This is a genomic window from Halocalculus aciditolerans (assembly GCF_014647475.1).
Classification (GTDB): domain Archaea; phylum Halobacteriota; class Halobacteria; order Halobacteriales; family Halobacteriaceae; genus Halocalculus; species Halocalculus aciditolerans.
This window is the reverse complement of record NZ_BMPG01000002.1, coordinates 647616-663930: the sequence shown is the minus strand read 5'-3', so window position 1 is coordinate 663930 and position 16315 is coordinate 647616. Positions and strand designations below refer to the sequence as shown.

The following is a 16315-nucleotide window of genomic DNA, read 5'->3' as shown; positions in this document are numbered from 1 at the left end:
CCGAGGGATTATCGACTATTCCGACGAACTAGCGCGTGATGGACTGTCCGACCTGCGGAACACCTCTCCGAACGGAGCAGGGCGTCCGCCAACACCACACGAAAGTCCACGGCGACCCACTCCCCAACCGGACCTGTACGGGATGCGACGTCGAATTCTACGACCCAAAAGCTCGACGCGAGTTCTGCGACGACTGCAACCCCAACGCCGGTGAACACAACGGGAACTACCGCGACGCGAAAGAAACCACTGAGTGCCGGCAGTGCGGCAGCGAGTTCGACTACTACCCCTCGGACAAGGACGGCGTCTACTGTCCCGACTGCGTGGCGGCGGCGGACGAGTTCTTGGGTACTCCCTCGTATGAGATCAACGAAGCACCGCGCATCACTAGAGAGTGCGATTACTGCGAGGCAGAGCTAGTCGTGCTGCAATCCGAACGAGACCGTGGACAGGGCCGATTCTGCTCTTGTGATTGCCTCTACTCGTGGATGTCGGAAGAACTCGGTCCCGGAGTCGATCCGAACGTGTACAGCGGGAGGTGGCGGGAAGCCCGTCGCAAGACACTGGAGCGAGACGACCACGCGTGCCAGAACTGTGGCTCGGCCCGGGATGAACTCGGACAGGAGCCCGACGTTCATCATCTCACACCTGTTCGGGAGTTCGACGATCCACAGGACTCTCACGTCCTCTCGAATCTCGTCTCGCTATGCAGGAGCTGTCACATGAAAGTTGAACGCGGAACAGTTGTACTCTCTGACGAGACATAATCTTCTCGTAACTCATAATACGCCGCATCCCAACCGAATAATTAGGTCGTGTCGTCGACGCGCCGATGACAATAAACACGACCGACAAGAATTGCAGCCCTGTGGTGTAGCGGCCAATCATAGCGGCCTTTGGAGCCGTTGACGGCGGTTCGAATCCGCCCAGGGCTATGAAAGTACCTTGACGTGTTTTGCCTGGCTTTCTGGTAGTGTTCCAGTGGTAACTGTGACGTCGGGAGGCAGAGACGGCATATCGAGCAGGGTCGCAACACTCACGAACTGTGCTGCTGCGATCGACCGTGATTCCCCTCGCTAATGCGTCGCTTCACACGGTCATGGTCGTGAAAGAACGAGTGAGTCGCCGTGGGGTGTGCCGCGTTATTCGAAGCCGATGGTTCGTTCTTTCTCTTCCTCGCGTTTCGGGAGGTCGATGCGGAGGACGCCGTTCTCGTAGGCGGCTTCGGCTTCGTCGATGTTCGCGCGCGTGGGGATGTCGATGGTGCGCTCGATGGTGGGGGCGCGTTCGTGGCGGTGGGCGCGGCGGTCGTTGACGGGGTCTTCGCGTTCGGCTTCGATGCGGAGTTGGTTGTCGTTCGCGCGGAGCTGGATGCGGTCGCGGTCGCAGCCGGGGAGGTCGGCGAAGACGCGGACGCGGTCGGGCATGTCGACGACGTCGACGTCGGGGACTTGTGCGGCGGCGCGGCGGTTCGAGCGGCCGCGTTCGCGGGCGCTCCGCTGGCGCGGGCTCAGCTCGGGTTCCTGTTCGCGGCGTAGATCGCTTCGGGGCTCCGCGCGCTGGGTGGACGCGGGCGGCGCGCGGCGGGATTGGCTCTCGGCGCGCGGTGCGCGACGCCGTGTGTCGCGGCGGGGTTCGGCTTCCCGACGTGGCGCACGGCGGGCGCGGGATTCGCGGCGCGGTACTGGTTCGCGACGCAGCGCTGCGTCTCGGCTGGGCGCGCGGCGTGGCGCGGCCTCCCGGCGGGGTTCGGCTTCTCGACGGGGCGCACGGGGTCGCGGTTCGCGGCGCGGCTCTGCCTCGTAGCGGGGTGCGCGGCGGGCGCGCGGTTCGCGGCGCGGCTCTGCCTCGTAGCGGGGTGCGCGGCGGGCGCGCGGTTCGCGGCGCGGCTCTGCCTCGTAGCGGGGTGCGCGGCGGGCGCGCGGTTCGCGGCGTGGCTCCGCCTCGCGGCGAGGTTCGGCTTCCTGACGCGGCTCGCGGCGGGGTTCGGCTTCGTAGCGAGGTGCACGACGAGCACGTGGGTCGCGACGCGGTTCCGCCTCGCGGCGGGGCGCGCGACGGCGTGATTCCGGGCGCGGCTCGGCCTCCTGACGAGATTCCGCCTCTCGACGCGGCTCGGCGTCTCTCCGGGGCGCGCGGCGCTCTCGTCGCTCCGCTTCGGGCTCGCGCCGTTCCGCCTCCGGCTCGCGGGGCTTCGCCTCGGAGTCACGCGGCTCGGCGTCGGAGGCGCGCGGTTCAGCTTCGGGTTCGCGTGGCTCGGTCTCCGGCTCTGCGTTCGCGGCTGGCTCTGCGCTCGGCTCCTCTCGCGGCTCGGGGGAGTTGGGTCGTCGTTCGGGCATTTGTGGTCTCCTTCGGGGGACGCGGACGCCCCTTGTTTTCTACAAACAATATCTATTAACTAAATAGTTGGTGCGCACCAAATTTCTAGCTCTGTGGCTCAGTGGTGAGTGACAGTGCGGGCGGTGGGCGACCGCCCGCAGCATGGTGGATGACAGTGACAGCGGCCGTCGGGTGCGGGACCCACGAGACACCAGCGGGGCGCGATAGTTAACGCTCGCTATGAGTGCTATGGTGGTCTCCGGAGGCCTCTGCGTGCCCGCGTACCGGTACGTGGTGGTTCGCAGATAGGTTCATGGGCGTCGCGTGCGAGTCACATAGACATGGACGACGTCGAGGTGCGCGTCTTGGAGGCGCTCGCCGACTACCAGCCGGTCGAAGTCGACCAGACCGCCCTCGGCGACGCGGAGCGCGAGGGCTGAGGTGAGGTCTAGGACGCGGCGCTCGACTGTGTCGTGGCGTCGGTGTGGCGTCCGACGAGGCCGGCGATGCGTCCCTCGTAGCGGGTGAGCGTCGTGCCGAGGAGCGCCATGACGAGCGTGTAGGCGATGGCGAACTCGGCGACGCCGTTCGCGACGGCGTCGGCGCTCATCGCGAGGGAGGCGAGGACGAGGCTGAACTCGCCGCGGGTGACGAGGGCAGCGCCGACGCGCGCGGACCGGCGCTCGGTGAGTCCGTAGACGCGCCCGGAGAGGTAGCCGGACGCGAGCTTCCCGGCGACCGAGGCGACGATAGCGGCGACGAGGAGGGGGAGCGCGTCGCCGATGGCGCGGACGTCGGCGTGGAGGCCGACGGCGACGAAGAAGAGCGCCGCGAAGAGGTCGCGGGCGGGCGACATGATGTGCTCGATGCGGTCTTTCTCGTCCGTTTGGGCGAGCGCGCCGCCGACGAAGAACGCGGCGACGGCCTCGCTGATGTCGAACTGGACGGCGAGGCCGGCGACGAGGACGGTGACGGCGAGCACGCGGAGCAAGAGGAGTTCGTCGCGTTCGGTGGTGACGGCGCGTTCGACGTAGTCGGTGCCGTACCAGCCGACGGCGGCGACGACGGCGAGGAAGCCGAAGCCCTTGGCGAGGGAGACGGCGACGCCCTCGACGGTGCCGCCGCCGAGGACGACCGCGGAGAGGAGCGTGAGGTAGACGGCGATGACGAGGTCTTCGACGACGAGCGTGCCCAGTATCGGGTCGCTCTCCGGGTTCGCGATCCAGCCGACGTCGAGGAGGCTCTTCGTGATGATGGCGCTGGAGGAGATGTAGACGACGCCGGCGATGACGAGCGTGGAGACCGGGTCGTAGCCGAAGGCGACGCCGAGAAGCACGCCGAGCCCGCCGTTGACGACGAGGTCGATGCCGCCGGCGGAGAGGACGCGGCGCGCGTCGGCGAAGACGTCCGCGAGGTCGACGTGGAGGCCGAGGAAGAACAGGAGGAGGACGAGTCCGAGTTCGTGGAAGAGCGTGACGGCGGCCTCGTCGGGCGTGAACGTCGTCGGGAAGCCGAAGAGTTCGGTAGGCGGGTAGGGGCCGAGGACGACGCCGGCGGCGAGGTAGGCGGGGATGACGGACTGTCCGAAGCGGTCGGCGAGTGACCCGGCGACCGCGACGAGCAGGAGCATCGCGCCGGTCTGGACGAGGACGGACACGACTAGGGGCGGACGAGGTCGGCGACCGCTTCCTGGCTGTTCCGCGACCCGACGACGACGAGGACGTCGCCGGCTTCGAGGCGCGTATCCGAGTCGGGGTTCCCCATCGTGTGCGTCCCGCGCTGGAGCGCGACCAGCGTTCCGCCCGTCCGCTCTTCGAGGTCGACGTCGCGGAGCGTGTGGCCGACGAGCGGCGACTCCTCCTCGACTGTCGTCCAGTCGATGATGCTCTCGCCGAGGGGGACTCCGGGACTATCCGCTTCGACGGGCTGGAAGTACGCGCCTTCGAGGATGGAGCCGAGTTTCCGCGCGTTCGGTCCGTCGACGTCGAGGAGTTTCTCGCTGTCGCTGTCGTCGTCGGGGCGGCGGAAGAGCTCGCGCTTCCCGTCGTGGTGGACGAGGACGACGAGGCGCTCACCGCCGCGGCGTTCGAGCTCGTACTTCTTCCCGACGCCGGGGACGTCCGTCTCGTAGACCGTCATCGGCGATGACTACGAGAGGTTCACGTAAAAGCTCCGAGGCCGACGATGCGTATTTGTTTCACATACTGGCCGTTTTGTTTTTACGGTGTGGCGTCGAAGGTGGTGACGTGACCTCGGGCGGGGCGATACGTCGGTCGCGTGGACCTCGGCCCGCCCGCCGGAGCGCTGCCCTACAATGACACGACACGACGCCGTTCCAAGCGGCGACGACACGACGCCCGCCCGACCCGGCCCGAACCCCGCGGCGGACACGTTCGCGGGCGGCCGCCGGTCCGCCACCGCCACGCTCACCGACCAGTTCCGCCGCGTCCACGGCGACCACGCGGACCCCGACCCCGTCCTCTACCGGCGCGTCGACGGCGCGCTCACGCGCCTCGCCGCGACCGCGACCGGTCGCGAGACCTGGGACGTCGTCCGCTGGTACGCCCTCTACGGCCGTCTCGACTCCGTCGGCTACGACGCCGACTGGATGCACGCGCAGGTCGAACCGCGCTGCACGCGCTGCGGCGGCCGCCTCCGCTACGAACTCGACGGCGACATCACCGGCGTCTGCGCCGCCGACGACGACGACTGCACCGACACCGACCAACTCGCCGCGTTCCGCGCGCTCGTCGCCCGCCTCTACGAGCGGACGTTCGACGACGCCTTCGACGCGGCCCGCCTCATCGTCCCGTGACGGGGACCGGAGGACGCTGACGTGGCCCGCCAGGACATGCGGAAAGTCGAGATGATCATCCTCTCCGACGCCGCGCTCGACACCGTCACCGACGCCCTCGAAGTGAAGAACGTCGACTTCGCCGTCTCCGACCAGACGCACGGCCGGAAGGACGACGCGATGGTGACGTTCACCGTTCCCGTCACGCAGGTCGAGCGGATTCAGAAGTACATCGACACCCGCCTCCCCGACCAGCGGAGCGCGGAGAGCGTCTACACCATCGTCACCGACCCCGAGACCGTCACCTCGCCCCGGCTCGACTCCGGGTCGAACTCGGACTTCCGGGAGCCCGACGGCCCGGCGCGCATCAGCCGCGACGAACTCCACTCGCGCGCCTCCGATATGCTCCCCGACCTCGCCATCTACACCATCCTCACCGCCATCGCCGCCATCGTCGCGACCGCCGGCGTCCTCCTCGACTCCGTGTCCGTCCTCGTCGGCTCCATGGTCATCGCGCCGCTCATCGGCCCGCCGATGGCGACGAGCGTCGCCACCGTCATCGACGACGAACGGCTCTTCCTCCGCGCCGCCCGCCATCAGCTCGCCGGCGGCGGCGTCGCCGTCCTCGTCTCCGTCGCCTTCGCCTTCCTCGCGAAACGCGCCGACCTCGCGCCGAGCGGCGGCGTCTCCCGGATACTCGAGATGTCGAACTACACCAGCCCCGCCGTCCTCATCATCGTGGTCGCCGTCGGCGCGGGCGTCGCCGGCGCTATCAGCATGTCCACCTCCGGCACCGTCGAACTCGTCGGCGTCATGATGGCCGCCGCCCTCGTCCCGCCCATCGCCATCATGGCCGTCGGCCTCGCCTACTTCCAGTTCTGGGCGGCGCTCGGCTCCGCCACCGTCGTCCTCGTCAACCTCTTCTCCATCAACCTCGGCGCGACGCTCAGCCTCTGGTACCTCGGGTATCACGAGACCGCGTGGAACCCGCGACGGTCGACCCGAAGCACTATCCTTCGGCGCGTGCTCGTCATCATCACGATGCTCGGCTCGCTCGCGCTCGGACTGACGATACTCGCTCACGGGAGCGGGCTCACAGACCTCCCGGGGATCTGATATGGGTCTGCTCGACAAACTCAAATCCTCGCACGTTCTCTCCGCCGCGCTCACCATCCTCCTCGGCTGGGTGCACGTCGCCGCGCGCCTCGGCCTCGTCGCCATCCGCGTCCTCGCGCGCCTCACCGGCGTCGGCGTCATCGCCGGCGGCGCGCTCCTCACCAACGAGGAACGCCGCCGCGACGCCCACCACTGGCTCCTCCTCGCCGGCAACCGCTGGCACATCGTCGGCGCGATGGTCGGCGCGCTCGTCCTCTTCACCTTCGCCGCCGGCCTCCTCGGCATCATCGGCGTCCGCGAGTCCGGCTTCGTCACGAACATGTTCTCTACCATTAACGCCGGGCTGTTCTCCTTCGTCCCCATCGTCATCGCCATCAACAGCCTCACCATCAGCCGGCTGTTCGGCACGCCGGAGGGCCTCCGCGACCGCATCGCGGACGTCGAGGAGTTCCGCGAGAACGTCGAAACTCTCTCCCGCGTCACCGTCTCCCCCACCGACCCCGCCGGCTTCCTCGCGCTCATCGTCGACACCGTCCAGGACCGCGGCCACCGCCTCGTCGAACAGGTCGAAGACGCCCCCGACGACACCCGCGACGACGTCGCCGACTACGTCGGCCGCATCCTCGAAGACATGGACCACATCGAGACCGAGCTCGCGCAGGGCGACGCGAGCATCTTCTCCGTCCTCCTCCCGATGGTCAACGACGAGTACTCCCGCGACATCAACCGGGCGCGCGAACTCAGCTTCGAGCACGCCGACGACCTCTCCGAGGACGCCGAGGAAACGCTCTCCGACCTCCAGGACCTCCTCGTCTCCGCCGACGTCGCCCGCCAGTACTTCAAAATCGTCTACCTCCAGCAGGAGCTCTCCGCGCTCTCACGCTACCTCGCGTACTCCGGCATCTCCGCCTTCGTCATGAGCATCTTCATCATCATGATCTACGCGTCCGGCTACCCGCCCATCGTCGACGCGACGCCGCTCCTCTTCCTCGTCAGCTTCTCCCTCGGCCTCGCCTTCCTCCCGTTCTCCATCCTCTTCGCGCACACCATCCGCGTCGCCACCATCGTCAAGCGGACGTCCGCCCCCGGCGCGTTCACCCCGCAGGGCGAACGCCCCGGCCACCTCCGCTGACCCCGACAATCGCGCTCTGACGGCCTTGCCCCCGCTCCGTCACCGCCCCACGGGCATTCTGTCCCCCGCCCGTCACCGTCCCGCTCCCATCCCGTGGACCGGTGTTTTCACGTAACTTCGCGCGGTAAGCAACGGTAGTCAATGGACTCCTCCCGCCGCGCGTTCCTCGCCAGCGGCCTCGCGGGAGCGGGCGCGCTCGCCGGCTGCACGACCCGGAGCGCGAGCGCGACGCCCTGGGAGCACGTCCAGTCGAACACGAGCAGCGCTCTCTACGACGTCGTCGTCGGGAACGACGCGCCCTACGCCGTCGGCGAGAGCGGACTCGTCCTCCGCCGCGGCGGCGGCGACCAGGGCTGGCAGCGCGTCGTCGAGAACGGCCCGCACGCCCTCCAGAGCAGCCTCGTCGGCGCGGCGACGACCGACAACGGCGGGAACGTCTGGTTCTGCGGCGGCAGCGGCACCATCGGCATGTGGAATACGGTTACTCAGTCGATGACGGACTACTCGCAGCCGAACGACATCACGTCCTCGTGGGAGGACGTCGCCGTCGTCGGCCTCGCCGGGCAGGAGTACGTCTACCTCGTGAACAGCTCCGGGGAGCTCCTCGTCGGCTCGAATAACGACGGCGAGATGACGTGGGCGGACGCAGTCACGAAGCCCGGCGGCGGCTCCACCGCGCCCGCCATCGTCTTCGACGTCCACGGCTTCGGCTACGTCGCCGACACCGGCGGCGCGGTCTACGAGTCCGTGAACGGCGGCCGCGACTGGCGGCAGATCGGCATCCCGAACGCCGACGTCGCGCTCCACGACATCTCCGCCGTCGCGACGAACACCATCGACGTCGCCGGCGGCACCGGCTCCCTCTACCGGTTCGACGGCTTCGACTGGTCGACGCTCCGGCTCGGCGAGAAGACGCTCTACGCCGTCGACCGCACGCGCCGCGACGGCATCGTCGGCGGCGAATCCGGCACCGTCTTCGAGTTCACGGCCGACGGCTGGCGGGCGTCTCCGACGCCCGCGGACGACACGCTCCACGGCGTCATCATCGCCTCGCCGTCCCAGCCCGCGCTCGCCGTCGGCGAGAACGGAACCATCATCGAACGCCAGGACTGAGGGGTTCGTTTCGCCACCGATAGCCCCGTGTTTTTTAGTGGAGTACGAGGTAGAGAAACCCATCAGTAGCCCCGTGTCTCACGGGCAGGAATCTACATGGTACTCTCACAAATCATCGACGCGTTCCAGACGTTCTTCGGGATGGCCTGGGACACGTGGTGGGCGCTCGCGCTCGGATTCACCATCACGGGTGCCGTCGAGACGTTCGTCACCGAAGACCAGATGACGGACTGGCTCGGCGGGAACGACTGGGAGGAGATCGGTCTCGGCACCGCGCTCGGCGCGGCCTCCTCTTCGTGCTCGTTCGCCGCGACCTCCACCGCGAAATCCCTCTTCAAGAAGGGCGCGTCCGCCGAAGCCTCCATCGCCGGCTACCAGTTCGCCGCGACCGACCTCGTCGCCGAACTCTTCCTCATCCTCTGGATTCTCATGGGCTGGCAGTTCGTCGCCGCCGAAATCGCCGGCGGCGTCGTCGCCGTCGTCGTCATCGCCCTCACCTGGAAGAAGCTCGTCCCCCAATCCTGGTTCGACGCCGCGCGCGACAACCTCATGAGCTTAGAGGACGTCGAGTGCGCGACCTGCGGGATGTCCGCCGACCCCGACGACCCCGACACCATCACGTGGACCGACCCGCAGACCGGCGCGACGAAGTACTTCTGCTGTGGCTCCTGCCTGAACTCCTACAAGCACATGGACCGCAACCCCGACGAGGAACGCGGCTGGCAGGACAGAGCCACGAGCGTCTCGGGGTGGAAGGACGCCTCCCGGAACACGATGAAGGAGTGGGATATGCTCTGGGACGACATCCTCATCGGGTTCGTCATCGCGAGCCTCCTCGCCGCGTTCGTCCCGAACTCCTGGTGGCTCGCGCTCTTCGGCGGCGACGGCGGCTTCACGTGGGTCGTCACCGGCGCGATTCTCGGCGTCGTCATCGGCATCGTCACCTTCCTCTGCAGCGTCGGGAACATCCCGTTCGCGCTCGTCCTCTGGCAGGCCGGCACGCCCTTCGGCGCGATCATGTCCTTCATCTACGCCGACCTCCTCATCCCCCCGCTCCTCAACACCTACCGGAAGTACTACGGCACGCGGATGGCGGGCGTCATCTTCGTCACGTTCGGCTTCGCGTCCGTCGTCGCCGGCGTCGCCATGCACTACCTCTTCGCCGGCCTCGGCATGATGCCCGCACAGGGACAGGTCGGCGGCACCGCCCCCGAGGGCTACACGCTCTGGCTCAACCTCCTCTTCACTATCGTCTTCGTCGCCCAGGCGTACGTCGCGTGGGGCGAAGACAAAGTGAACGAAATCGCCGCCGGCGTCCCGCCCGCCGCGATGGCGTACGTCGACCGCGGGAAGGAGATCGCCGCGGCCGTCGCGAACGTCCTCGACGACCTCGTCGCCGCGCTCCAGCGGGCCTTCCGCCTCCTTACCTCTGCCGTGCAGAGCGTCGCGAAAGGCATCCAGCTTCTCGCGCGCGGCGTCCGCCTCTTCATCCGCGCGCTCTCCACCGTCTGGGAGGCGCTCGCGAAGCTCGTCCGAGCCATCGCTGACGCCGCGGGAGCCGGGAAGTAGATGGCGACCGACGACCGCGACCCCGAACCGCTCTCCGACCCGCTGGTCGGCGTCTCCTCCGTCCGCGAGTTCGTCGCCATCCCGCCCGAACTCCTCGTCGTCGCCGTCGCCATCCTCGGCTACGACCTCTCCATCCAGCTCTCCATGCGCTTCGTCTCCCTCCACCTGATGTCGCTCGGCGCGTCCGCCGTCGCCGTCGGCGCGTTCGGCTCCGCCGGGATGCTCGCCGGCCTCGTCGTCCCCTACCTCGCCGGCGAGTTCCCGGACGACCTGAACGACACCGCCGTCCTCCTCGTCCTCGGGTCGCTCTCCGTCGCCGGCCTCCTCCTCTGGCTCGCCGCCCCCGAACTCGCCGCCACGACCGGCGACCTCGGCCCCGGCTGGTTCTGGCTGCTCGTCGGCCTCGCCCTCATCCACCTCTGGAAGCTCCAGGGCGTCGCCGCCGAGTTCGACACCGGCCGCCGCCGCCTCCCCTACGAGCCCCTCGTCACCGGCCTCGAATCCGACGAATCCGTCCGCCGCCTCCTCGTCGTCTTCGGCGTCGTCCCCGTCGTCGCGCTCTTCGTCTTCCTCCCCTTCGTCCCCGGCTTCCACGTCCTCGTCGCGCTCGGCGCGGCGCTCGGCTTCACCGCCGTCCTCGCGCAGGTCACCGTCGTCGACCGCGACCCCACCGGCACCGACGGCCGCGACCCGTCGACGCTCGACACCCTCCGCGGGGAACTCGCGTCCGTCCCCGACTCGCTCGAACCCCTCCTCGTCGGCGACCTCCTCGCGCAGTTCGCCGTCGGCATGATTCACCTCTTCCTCGTGATGTACGTCGTCACCGTCCTCGGCCTCGACGCCACCGTCTTCGGCGTCTACTTCTCGCCCCCGTCCGTCTTCGCGCTCCTCATCGGCGTCGAAGCCGCGACCGCGCTCGCCGGCGTCGTCCCCGGCGAGGAGCTCGTCCGCGAGTTCGGCGTCCGCGCCGTCCTCCGGTACGCCCTCGTCGCCACCGCCGCCTTCCCCCTCCTCCTCCTCGTCTCCCCCGGCGTCGCCGACGCCCTCCACCTCCCCCACCTCGCCGTCATCGTCGGCCTCTTCGCGCTCTACGGCACGCGCTTCTTCGCGCTCCCCGCGCGCAACGCGCTCTTCGACGGCATCTCCGGCGTCGCCGGCACGAACGCGGGCGACGCCTACCGAACCGTCCGCAACACCGCGGTCGTCCCGAGCGCGCTCGTCGGCGGCGCTCTCTACGCCGTCTCCCCGAACGCGCTCCTCATCGGCGCGGGCGCTGCCGCCGCGCTCGGCGCGTTCGCCTTCCACCGCGTCGACGACCTCCCCGACCACGCCGACCCATTCACCCATGCTCGATAGCCCAGCCATCGACGGCGACGAGAAACCCCCCGGCATCTGGCGGTGGCTCACCACCGTCGACCACAAGGACATCGGCGTCCTCTACATCGTCTTCGCCGCTTTCACCGGCATCTGGGGGGCCGTCGACGCGATGATGATTCGCACCGCCCTCCTCACGCCGGCCGCCGACATCTGGCACGAGATGACCTACAACGGCCTCTTCACCTCGCACGGCCTCACGATGCTCTTCCTCTTCGCGACGCCGCTCGCCATCGGCCTCGCGAACTACTTCGTCCCGCTCCTCGTCGACGCCGACGACATGGCGTTCCCCCGCGTGAACGCCGTCGCCTTCTGGCTCCTCCCGCCCGCCGCCGTCCTCATCCGCACGGGCATCATCACCGACCTCCTCGGCCTCACCACGTGGGCTCCGCCGATGGTCGGCTGGACGCTCTACGTCCCGCTCTCCATCGAGAAATCCAACTTCACGGTGAACATCGTCCTGCTCGGCCTCCACCTCTCCGGCGTCGCCACGACGCTCGGCGGCATCAACGTCGTCGCCACCGTCGTCGCCGAACGCTCCCCCGACGTCTCCTGGGCGGACCTCGACATCTTCACGTGGACGATGTTCACCACCGGCGGCCTCATCCTGTTCGCGTTCCCGCTCCTCGGCGCGGTCCTCCTCATGCTCCTCGGCGACCGGCTCCTCGGCACGATGTTCTTCACCGGCCCCGGCGGCCCCGTCCTCTTCCAGCACCTCTTCTGGTTCTTCGGCCACCCCGAGGTCTACATCCTCGTCCTCCCGGCGATGGGGCTCATCAGCCACATCCTCCCGCGGTTCACCGGCCGCACCCTCTTCGGCTACAAGGCCGTCGTCTACTCGACGTTCGCCATCGCCGTCCTCTCCTTCGGCGTGTGGGCGCACCACATGTTCACGACGGGCCTCGACCCGCGCCTCCAGGCGTCCTTCATGGTCATCACGTTCGCCATCGCCGTCCCGTCCGCCGTCAAGACGTTCAACTGGATCGCGACTATCTGGAACGGGCGGATTCGGGTGACCGCGCCGTTCCTCTTCTGCTTCGGCGCGATCGCGAACTTCATCGTCGGCGGCATCACCGGCGTCTTCCTCGGCGCGATCCCCGTGGACCGAATCGTCCACGGCACGAACTTCGTCGTCGGCCACTTCCACCTGATGCTCGTCGGGATGATGGTGTTCTCCTTCTTCGCGGCCTGCTACTACTGGTTCCCGCTCCTCACCGGCCGCTGGTACAACGTCCCGCTCGCGAAACTCCACTTCTGGCTCTCCTTCGTCGGCGTCGTCGCCGCGTTCGGCGCGATGCTCGTCCTCGGCATCGACGGCCTCCCGCGCCGCATGGCGTCCTATCCGGTGTCGTTCGCGCCGCTCCAACAGCTCATCACGGTCGCCGCGTACGTCCTCGGCATCGGCCAGCTCGTCTGGCTCTGGAACGTCCTCCGGTCGCTCGTCGTCGGCGACCGCGTCGAATCCGGCGACCCCTGGGACCTCGCCGACGACGGCCTCCTCACCCGCGAGTGGGCGTGGTTCGACGACCGATTCGACCGATAGCCGCCGGCCAACGGCTTTATGCGAATAAGGTGGGAAATGAAAATATGTCCTGCGTGGTGTGCGCTCCGTGACGACGGTGAACGAGGACATCGCGCTCGGCCTGCTGACGTCCGTCGCGTTCGTCCTCGCCTCCGTCATCACGCTCGCGTGGCGGATGCGCGCCGCCGGCAACCTCTCCTGGCGGATGCGGCAGGTCGGCCTCCTCCTCACCGGCGGGAGCATCGCCTCCTTCCTCGCCGCCGAATTCGTCATCGCGTACTGGCTCTTCGGCCAGTTCGCGCTCGCTCCCACCGTGCAGTCCAGCCTCCTCCTCGCCGTCGCCGCGCTCACCCCGTTCTTCCTCTTCATGTTCGTGGTCTATCGGGAGACGAAGAACAAGGCGAACTAACCCCTCTCAGAGCCATTGATTTTATACCAATAAAGTTTGTAAACTATGGTATCGTGACGGCGGTGACCCCGTCAAGCCCCAACCATGAGCAACGACATCACTATCGCGTTGAAGCTGTTGCAGATGATCTCACTGGCGATTCCGCCCGTCGCGGTTCTCGTCAAGATGCTCCGCAAGGCCGAGAACATCTCCTGGCAGACCCGCCAGTTCAGCTTCGCGCTCGCCGGCGGGAGCATCGTCATGTTCCTCTGCGGCGAAGCCGCCGTGCTCGTGTTCTTCTACCAGCAGGTCGAACTCAGCCCCATCATCCAGATCGCGATGGTGTTCATCATGCTCGCGCTCGTCCCGTTCGCCCTGTTCATGTTCGTCCTCTACAGAGAGCAGCAGCTCAACTTCGCCTGAGGCCCCGAGATGTCACTCGCCGTCGCCTCCGGCATCCTCTCCGCCGCCGTCCTCAACGTCCCCTCCGTCCTCGTGCTCTTCCGGATGGTCGACGGCCTCGACGACGTCACCCCGCGCGCCCGCCGCTTCACCGTCACCATCGGCACGCTCTCCCTGCTCCTCCTCATCGCGAGCGCCGCGACCAGCGGCTACTGGATACTCGCACAGGTCACCGGGAGCCGCCTCGTCGCCGGCGCGCTCGCGCTCACCGTCCTCGGCGTCCTCCCCTTCCTCTTCGTCGAGGAAATCCTCTACCGCAGCTACTTCGACGCCCTCAACACCTGACTCCGCGCATCCACCGGCCTTAACCCCGCGCGCCTCCTCTCCTCACGCATGGCCGACGTGCTCGACTCGCTCCCCGACCGCCCGCTCACCACCACGGAAGTCGCCGCGCTCAACGACGCCGACGCCCTCGACCTCGCCCTCCCCGTCGAAACCGAGGAAGCCGTCCGCACCGAGGACGACGAACCCGTCGAAATCGCCACCGGCGTCATCCTCGCCACCCCCGGCCGCGTTACCGGCGTCGTCCACGACGACGGCTGGACCGTCGTCGCCGCCGAACCCGCCGGCGACGACCGCACCGACGCCCTCGTCGCCTGCGAAGACGCCGTCGAAGACGCCCTCAAACCCGGCGAACGCGCCGACCTCGACGAACGAACTGACTAGTCGCCTCTCGACATTTACGACCTGACCTACACGCATTTACATTTCCGCGCGAAACGAGCGCGCGTGTCCTTCCTCGTCACCGTCCTCTTCTGGACGCCGATCGCGCTGGCCCTCATGGCGTACGCCTCGTACCTCGGCACGAAGATGGCGCTCAAGTCCTACTTCGACGGAGAAGCCCTCCCGTCGAGCGTCATCCGCATCGACGACGAAAACGGCAGGAACGACTGAAAACGGCGGGGGCGGCTGACCCCCCTTTCTCCTCTCTGATGTGGCTGCGCCGACGTCGCAGAAGCGGAAGCGACTACCGCAGTCGGAAGTTCACGCGCTCTTCGTCGCTCCCCTTCGTCTCTCGGCCCGTGACTTCGAACATCCCCACGTCAGCGGTGTTGGAGACGTGCGTCCCCGCGCAGGCCGTCCGGTCCACGCCCGCGATTTCGACGATGCGAATCTCGCGGATGGAGTCGGGAAGCAGTTCGATGCGCGTGCGCTCCGGGTCGAGTCTCTCTTCTGCTTCCTCGCGCTCCAGCGTGTACCACTCGACGGGAATCGCGCGCTCGACGTAGTCGTTCACGCGGGCTTCGAGGTGGTCGAGGTCGCCGTCGTCGAACTTCGGGTAGGCACAGTCGATGCGCGCCCGCTCCGCGTACACCTGATTCCCCGTCGTCTCCGCGTCGAACTCTTCTAAGAGGACGGCGGAGACGAGGTGCTGGGCGGTGTGGTGGCGCATATGCCCGTATCGGCGCTCCCAGTCGATGGTTCCCGTGACCGTCGTTCCCGCGCTCGGCGGGTCGCCGCCGTCGAGGCGGTGGTAGATGGTGTCCTTCTTCTCCACGCCGACGACGTCCCACGTCCCGCCGTCCGCTTCGAGCGTCCCGGTGTCGTGGGGTTGACCGCCGCCCGTGGGGTAGAACGCGGTCCGGTCGAGGACGACGCGGTCGTCGGCGACGCGCTCTACGGTCGCCTCGAACGACCGGGTCTCCGTCTCCGCCAGGTAGATCGCCTCCGTCATACGCGTCCGTGGGACGGCCGGGGACTTCAACGCCTCGCGTCCACGTTTCAGCCCTGCAAAAGGCTAAAGAACGAAACCACCATCACTACTAGTAACAATGAGTACGCGACAATCGGTTCCGGAGGTGGACAGATGGGTGTCGAGATAAAGGACTCACGCGTCTCCGACGGCGAGTTCGAGTCCATGCGCACGTTCGTCTACGACTACCTCCAGGCGAGCGTCGACAACGAGGACGACGGCGGCCGGATGCGCTGGTACCCCTGGCACTCCGCCGAATACCGCTTCAACCACATCCGGAACGTCGTCGACCTCGCGACCACAATCGCCGCGAAGGAAGGCGCAGACGAGGACGTCGTCCGCGTCGCCGCCCTCTTCCACGACATCGCGAAACTCGACGCCGACCAGGACGTCCACGCCGAAGAGGGCGCGCGCGTCGCCCGCAAATACCTGGAGACGCACGGCGACTACCCGGCGTCCTTCGTCGACCGCGTCTGCGCAGCCATCGAAGACCACAGCCACCAGGGCGACCTCACGGACCTCTCCCTCGAAGCGCAGTGCCTCGTCGAAGCCGACCTCCTCGATAAGGTCGGCGCGAACGGAACCGCACTAATGCTCCTCCGCATGGGGTACGAGGCGCGGACGCACATGGACGCCGCCGAGATGGTAGAACGCGTCCTCGAACGCGGCCGGAACGCCACCGCGCGCGTCGAGAGCGACGCCGGCGAATCCATCGCCTACGAACGCCTCAAACGCGTCCGTTGGTTCCGCGAGTGGCTCGAAGACGAAGTCCCCGGCATGGACGCGGCCGACCTCGACTGAGCCACCGGCGACGGCTCGTCTCGACCTCTCTC

Annotated in this window: 19 protein-coding genes and 1 tRNA gene; 16 read left to right on the top strand and 4 right to left on the bottom strand. The window is 67.9% G+C overall.

Annotated elements, in window-relative coordinates; genetic code table 11:
* Positions 1 to 38 precede the first annotated feature (38 nt).
* Both IEY26_RS10025 and IEY26_RS10020 read left to right on the top strand, forming a co-directional pair.
* A complete protein-coding gene (locus IEY26_RS10025) occupies positions 39 to 767 on the top strand; it encodes an HNH endonuclease (RefSeq protein ID WP_188978491.1) in 729 nt (242 codons plus the stop codon).
* Positions 768 to 862: 95 nt separating this feature from the next.
* Positions 863 to 935, top strand: a tRNA-Gln gene (locus IEY26_RS10020).
* Positions 936 to 1142: 207 nt separating this feature from the next.
* On the opposite strand, the gene IEY26_RS10015 is transcribed toward IEY26_RS10020, so the two are convergent.
* Positions 1143 to 1427 (bottom strand): Hsp20/alpha crystallin family protein, encoded by a 285-nt coding sequence (locus IEY26_RS10015; protein ID WP_188978489.1) that lies wholly within the window; start codon positions 1425 to 1427, stop codon positions 1143 to 1145.
* Between the two features lie 162 nt (positions 1428 to 1589).
* On the opposite strand from IEY26_RS10015, the gene IEY26_RS10010 reads away from it, so the two are divergent.
* On the top strand, positions 1590 to 2066 hold the full coding sequence (locus IEY26_RS10010) for a hypothetical protein (RefSeq protein ID WP_188978487.1): 477 nt from the start codon (positions 1590 to 1592) through the stop codon (positions 2064 to 2066).
* A 701-nt stretch (positions 2067 to 2767) separates the two neighbouring features.
* On the opposite strand, the gene IEY26_RS10005 is transcribed toward IEY26_RS10010, so the two are convergent.
* Together IEY26_RS10005 and IEY26_RS10000 are read right to left on the bottom strand one after the other, a co-directional pair.
* Positions 2768 to 3976: a cation:proton antiporter gene (locus IEY26_RS10005; protein ID WP_188978485.1), complete on the bottom strand. Its 1209-nt coding sequence runs from the start codon at positions 3974 to 3976 to the stop codon at positions 2768 to 2770.
* A gap of 2 nt (positions 3977 to 3978) precedes the next feature.
* Entirely contained in the window at positions 3979 to 4458 is a 480-nt protein-coding gene (locus IEY26_RS10000; RefSeq protein WP_188978483.1) for a cation:proton antiporter regulatory subunit, read from the bottom strand.
* Between the two features lie 175 nt (positions 4459 to 4633).
* On the opposite strand from IEY26_RS10000, the gene IEY26_RS09995 reads away from it, so the two are divergent.
* From IEY26_RS09995 to IEY26_RS09940, 12 genes are all read left to right on the top strand, one after another.
* Complete coding sequence (locus IEY26_RS09995) at positions 4634 to 5134, top strand: hypothetical protein (protein ID WP_188978481.1); 501 nt, start codon at positions 4634 to 4636, stop codon at positions 5132 to 5134.
* Between the two features lie 21 nt (positions 5135 to 5155).
* The gene (locus IEY26_RS09990) at positions 5156 to 6229 is read left to right on the top strand and encodes a TIGR00341 family protein (protein ID WP_188978479.1); all 1074 of its coding nucleotides are present in this window, start codon (positions 5156 to 5158) and stop codon (positions 6227 to 6229) included.
* A gap of 1 nt (position 6230) precedes the next feature.
* Complete coding sequence (locus IEY26_RS09985; RefSeq protein ID WP_188978477.1) at positions 6231 to 7361, top strand: hypothetical protein; 1131 nt, start codon at positions 6231 to 6233, stop codon at positions 7359 to 7361.
* Between the two features lie 141 nt (positions 7362 to 7502).
* Positions 7503 to 8474, top strand: coding sequence for a sialidase family protein (locus tag IEY26_RS09980; protein ID WP_188978475.1), 972 nt, complete (start codon positions 7503 to 7505; stop codon positions 8472 to 8474).
* A 96-nt stretch (positions 8475 to 8570) separates the two neighbouring features.
* The gene (locus IEY26_RS09975; RefSeq protein WP_188978473.1) at positions 8571 to 10043 is read left to right on the top strand and encodes a permease; all 1473 of its coding nucleotides are present in this window, start codon (positions 8571 to 8573) and stop codon (positions 10041 to 10043) included.
* A complete protein-coding gene (locus tag IEY26_RS09970; RefSeq protein ID WP_188978471.1) occupies positions 10044 to 11399 on the top strand; it encodes a hypothetical protein in 1356 nt (451 codons plus the stop codon). It abuts the gene before it with no gap.
* Positions 11389 to 12960, top strand: a complete 1572-nt coding sequence (locus IEY26_RS09965; RefSeq protein ID WP_188978469.1) for a cbb3-type cytochrome c oxidase subunit I — start codon at positions 11389 to 11391, stop codon at positions 12958 to 12960. Before IEY26_RS09970 ends, IEY26_RS09965 begins: the two co-directional genes overlap by 11 nt.
* A gap of 67 nt (positions 12961 to 13027) precedes the next feature.
* Complete coding sequence (locus tag IEY26_RS09960; RefSeq protein WP_188978467.1) at positions 13028 to 13348, top strand: hypothetical protein; 321 nt, start codon at positions 13028 to 13030, stop codon at positions 13346 to 13348.
* An 84-nt stretch (positions 13349 to 13432) separates the two neighbouring features.
* Positions 13433 to 13750, top strand: a complete 318-nt coding sequence (locus tag IEY26_RS09955; RefSeq protein WP_188978465.1) for a hypothetical protein — start codon at positions 13433 to 13435, stop codon at positions 13748 to 13750.
* Positions 13751 to 13759: 9 nt separating this feature from the next.
* The gene (locus IEY26_RS09950) at positions 13760 to 14074 is read left to right on the top strand and encodes a hypothetical protein (protein WP_188978463.1); all 315 of its coding nucleotides are present in this window, start codon (positions 13760 to 13762) and stop codon (positions 14072 to 14074) included.
* Between the two features lie 48 nt (positions 14075 to 14122).
* On the top strand, positions 14123 to 14455 hold the full coding sequence (locus tag IEY26_RS09945) for a hypothetical protein (protein WP_188978461.1): 333 nt from the start codon (positions 14123 to 14125) through the stop codon (positions 14453 to 14455).
* Positions 14456 to 14518: 63 nt separating this feature from the next.
* Positions 14519 to 14683 (top strand): hypothetical protein, encoded by a 165-nt coding sequence (locus IEY26_RS09940; protein ID WP_188978459.1) that lies wholly within the window; start codon positions 14519 to 14521, stop codon positions 14681 to 14683.
* Positions 14684 to 14756: 73 nt separating this feature from the next.
* Here the strand turns inward: IEY26_RS09940 and IEY26_RS09935 are convergent, their stop codons facing one another.
* Positions 14757 to 15464 carry an alanyl-tRNA editing protein gene (locus IEY26_RS09935; RefSeq protein WP_188978457.1) on the bottom strand — a complete coding sequence of 236 codons (708 nt, stop codon included), beginning with the start codon at positions 15462 to 15464 and terminating at the stop codon, positions 14757 to 14759.
* A 132-nt stretch (positions 15465 to 15596) separates the two neighbouring features.
* On the opposite strand from IEY26_RS09935, the gene IEY26_RS09930 reads away from it, so the two are divergent.
* Complete coding sequence (locus IEY26_RS09930) at positions 15597 to 16283, top strand: HD domain-containing protein (RefSeq protein WP_188978455.1); 687 nt, start codon at positions 15597 to 15599, stop codon at positions 16281 to 16283.
* Positions 16284 to 16315 lie beyond the last annotated feature (32 nt).

Coding starts and splice junctions, on each gene's coding strand:
- IEY26_RS09950 (WP_188978463.1), top strand. CDS start 13,760: ATGTCACTCGCCGTCGCCTCCGGCATCCTCTCCGCCGCCGTCCTCAAC.
- IEY26_RS09965 (WP_188978469.1), top strand. CDS start 11,389: ATGCTCGATAGCCCAGCCATCGACGGCGACGAGAAACCCCCCGGCATC.
- IEY26_RS09935 (WP_188978457.1), bottom strand. CDS start 15,464: ATGACGGAGGCGATCTACCTGGCGGAGACGGAGACCCGGTCGTTCGAG.
- IEY26_RS10015 (WP_188978489.1), bottom strand. CDS start 1,427: ATGCCCGACCGCGTCCGCGTCTTCGCCGACCTCCCCGGCTGCGACCGC.
- IEY26_RS09945 (WP_188978461.1), top strand. CDS start 14,123: ATGGCCGACGTGCTCGACTCGCTCCCCGACCGCCCGCTCACCACCACG.
- IEY26_RS10000 (WP_188978483.1), bottom strand. CDS start 4,458: ATGACGGTCTACGAGACGGACGTCCCCGGCGTCGGGAAGAAGTACGAG.
- IEY26_RS09995 (WP_188978481.1), top strand. CDS start 4,634: ATGACACGACACGACGCCGTTCCAAGCGGCGACGACACGACGCCCGCC.
- IEY26_RS09930 (WP_188978455.1), top strand. CDS start 15,597: ATGGGTGTCGAGATAAAGGACTCACGCGTCTCCGACGGCGAGTTCGAG.
- IEY26_RS09975 (WP_188978473.1), top strand. CDS start 8,571: ATGGTACTCTCACAAATCATCGACGCGTTCCAGACGTTCTTCGGGATG.
- IEY26_RS10025 (WP_188978491.1), top strand. CDS start 39: ATGGACTGTCCGACCTGCGGAACACCTCTCCGAACGGAGCAGGGCGTC.
- IEY26_RS09955 (WP_188978465.1), top strand. CDS start 13,433: ATGAGCAACGACATCACTATCGCGTTGAAGCTGTTGCAGATGATCTCA.
- IEY26_RS09970 (WP_188978471.1), top strand. CDS start 10,044: ATGGCGACCGACGACCGCGACCCCGAACCGCTCTCCGACCCGCTGGTC.
- IEY26_RS09980 (WP_188978475.1), top strand. CDS start 7,503: ATGGACTCCTCCCGCCGCGCGTTCCTCGCCAGCGGCCTCGCGGGAGCG.
- IEY26_RS09985 (WP_188978477.1), top strand. CDS start 6,231: ATGGGTCTGCTCGACAAACTCAAATCCTCGCACGTTCTCTCCGCCGCG.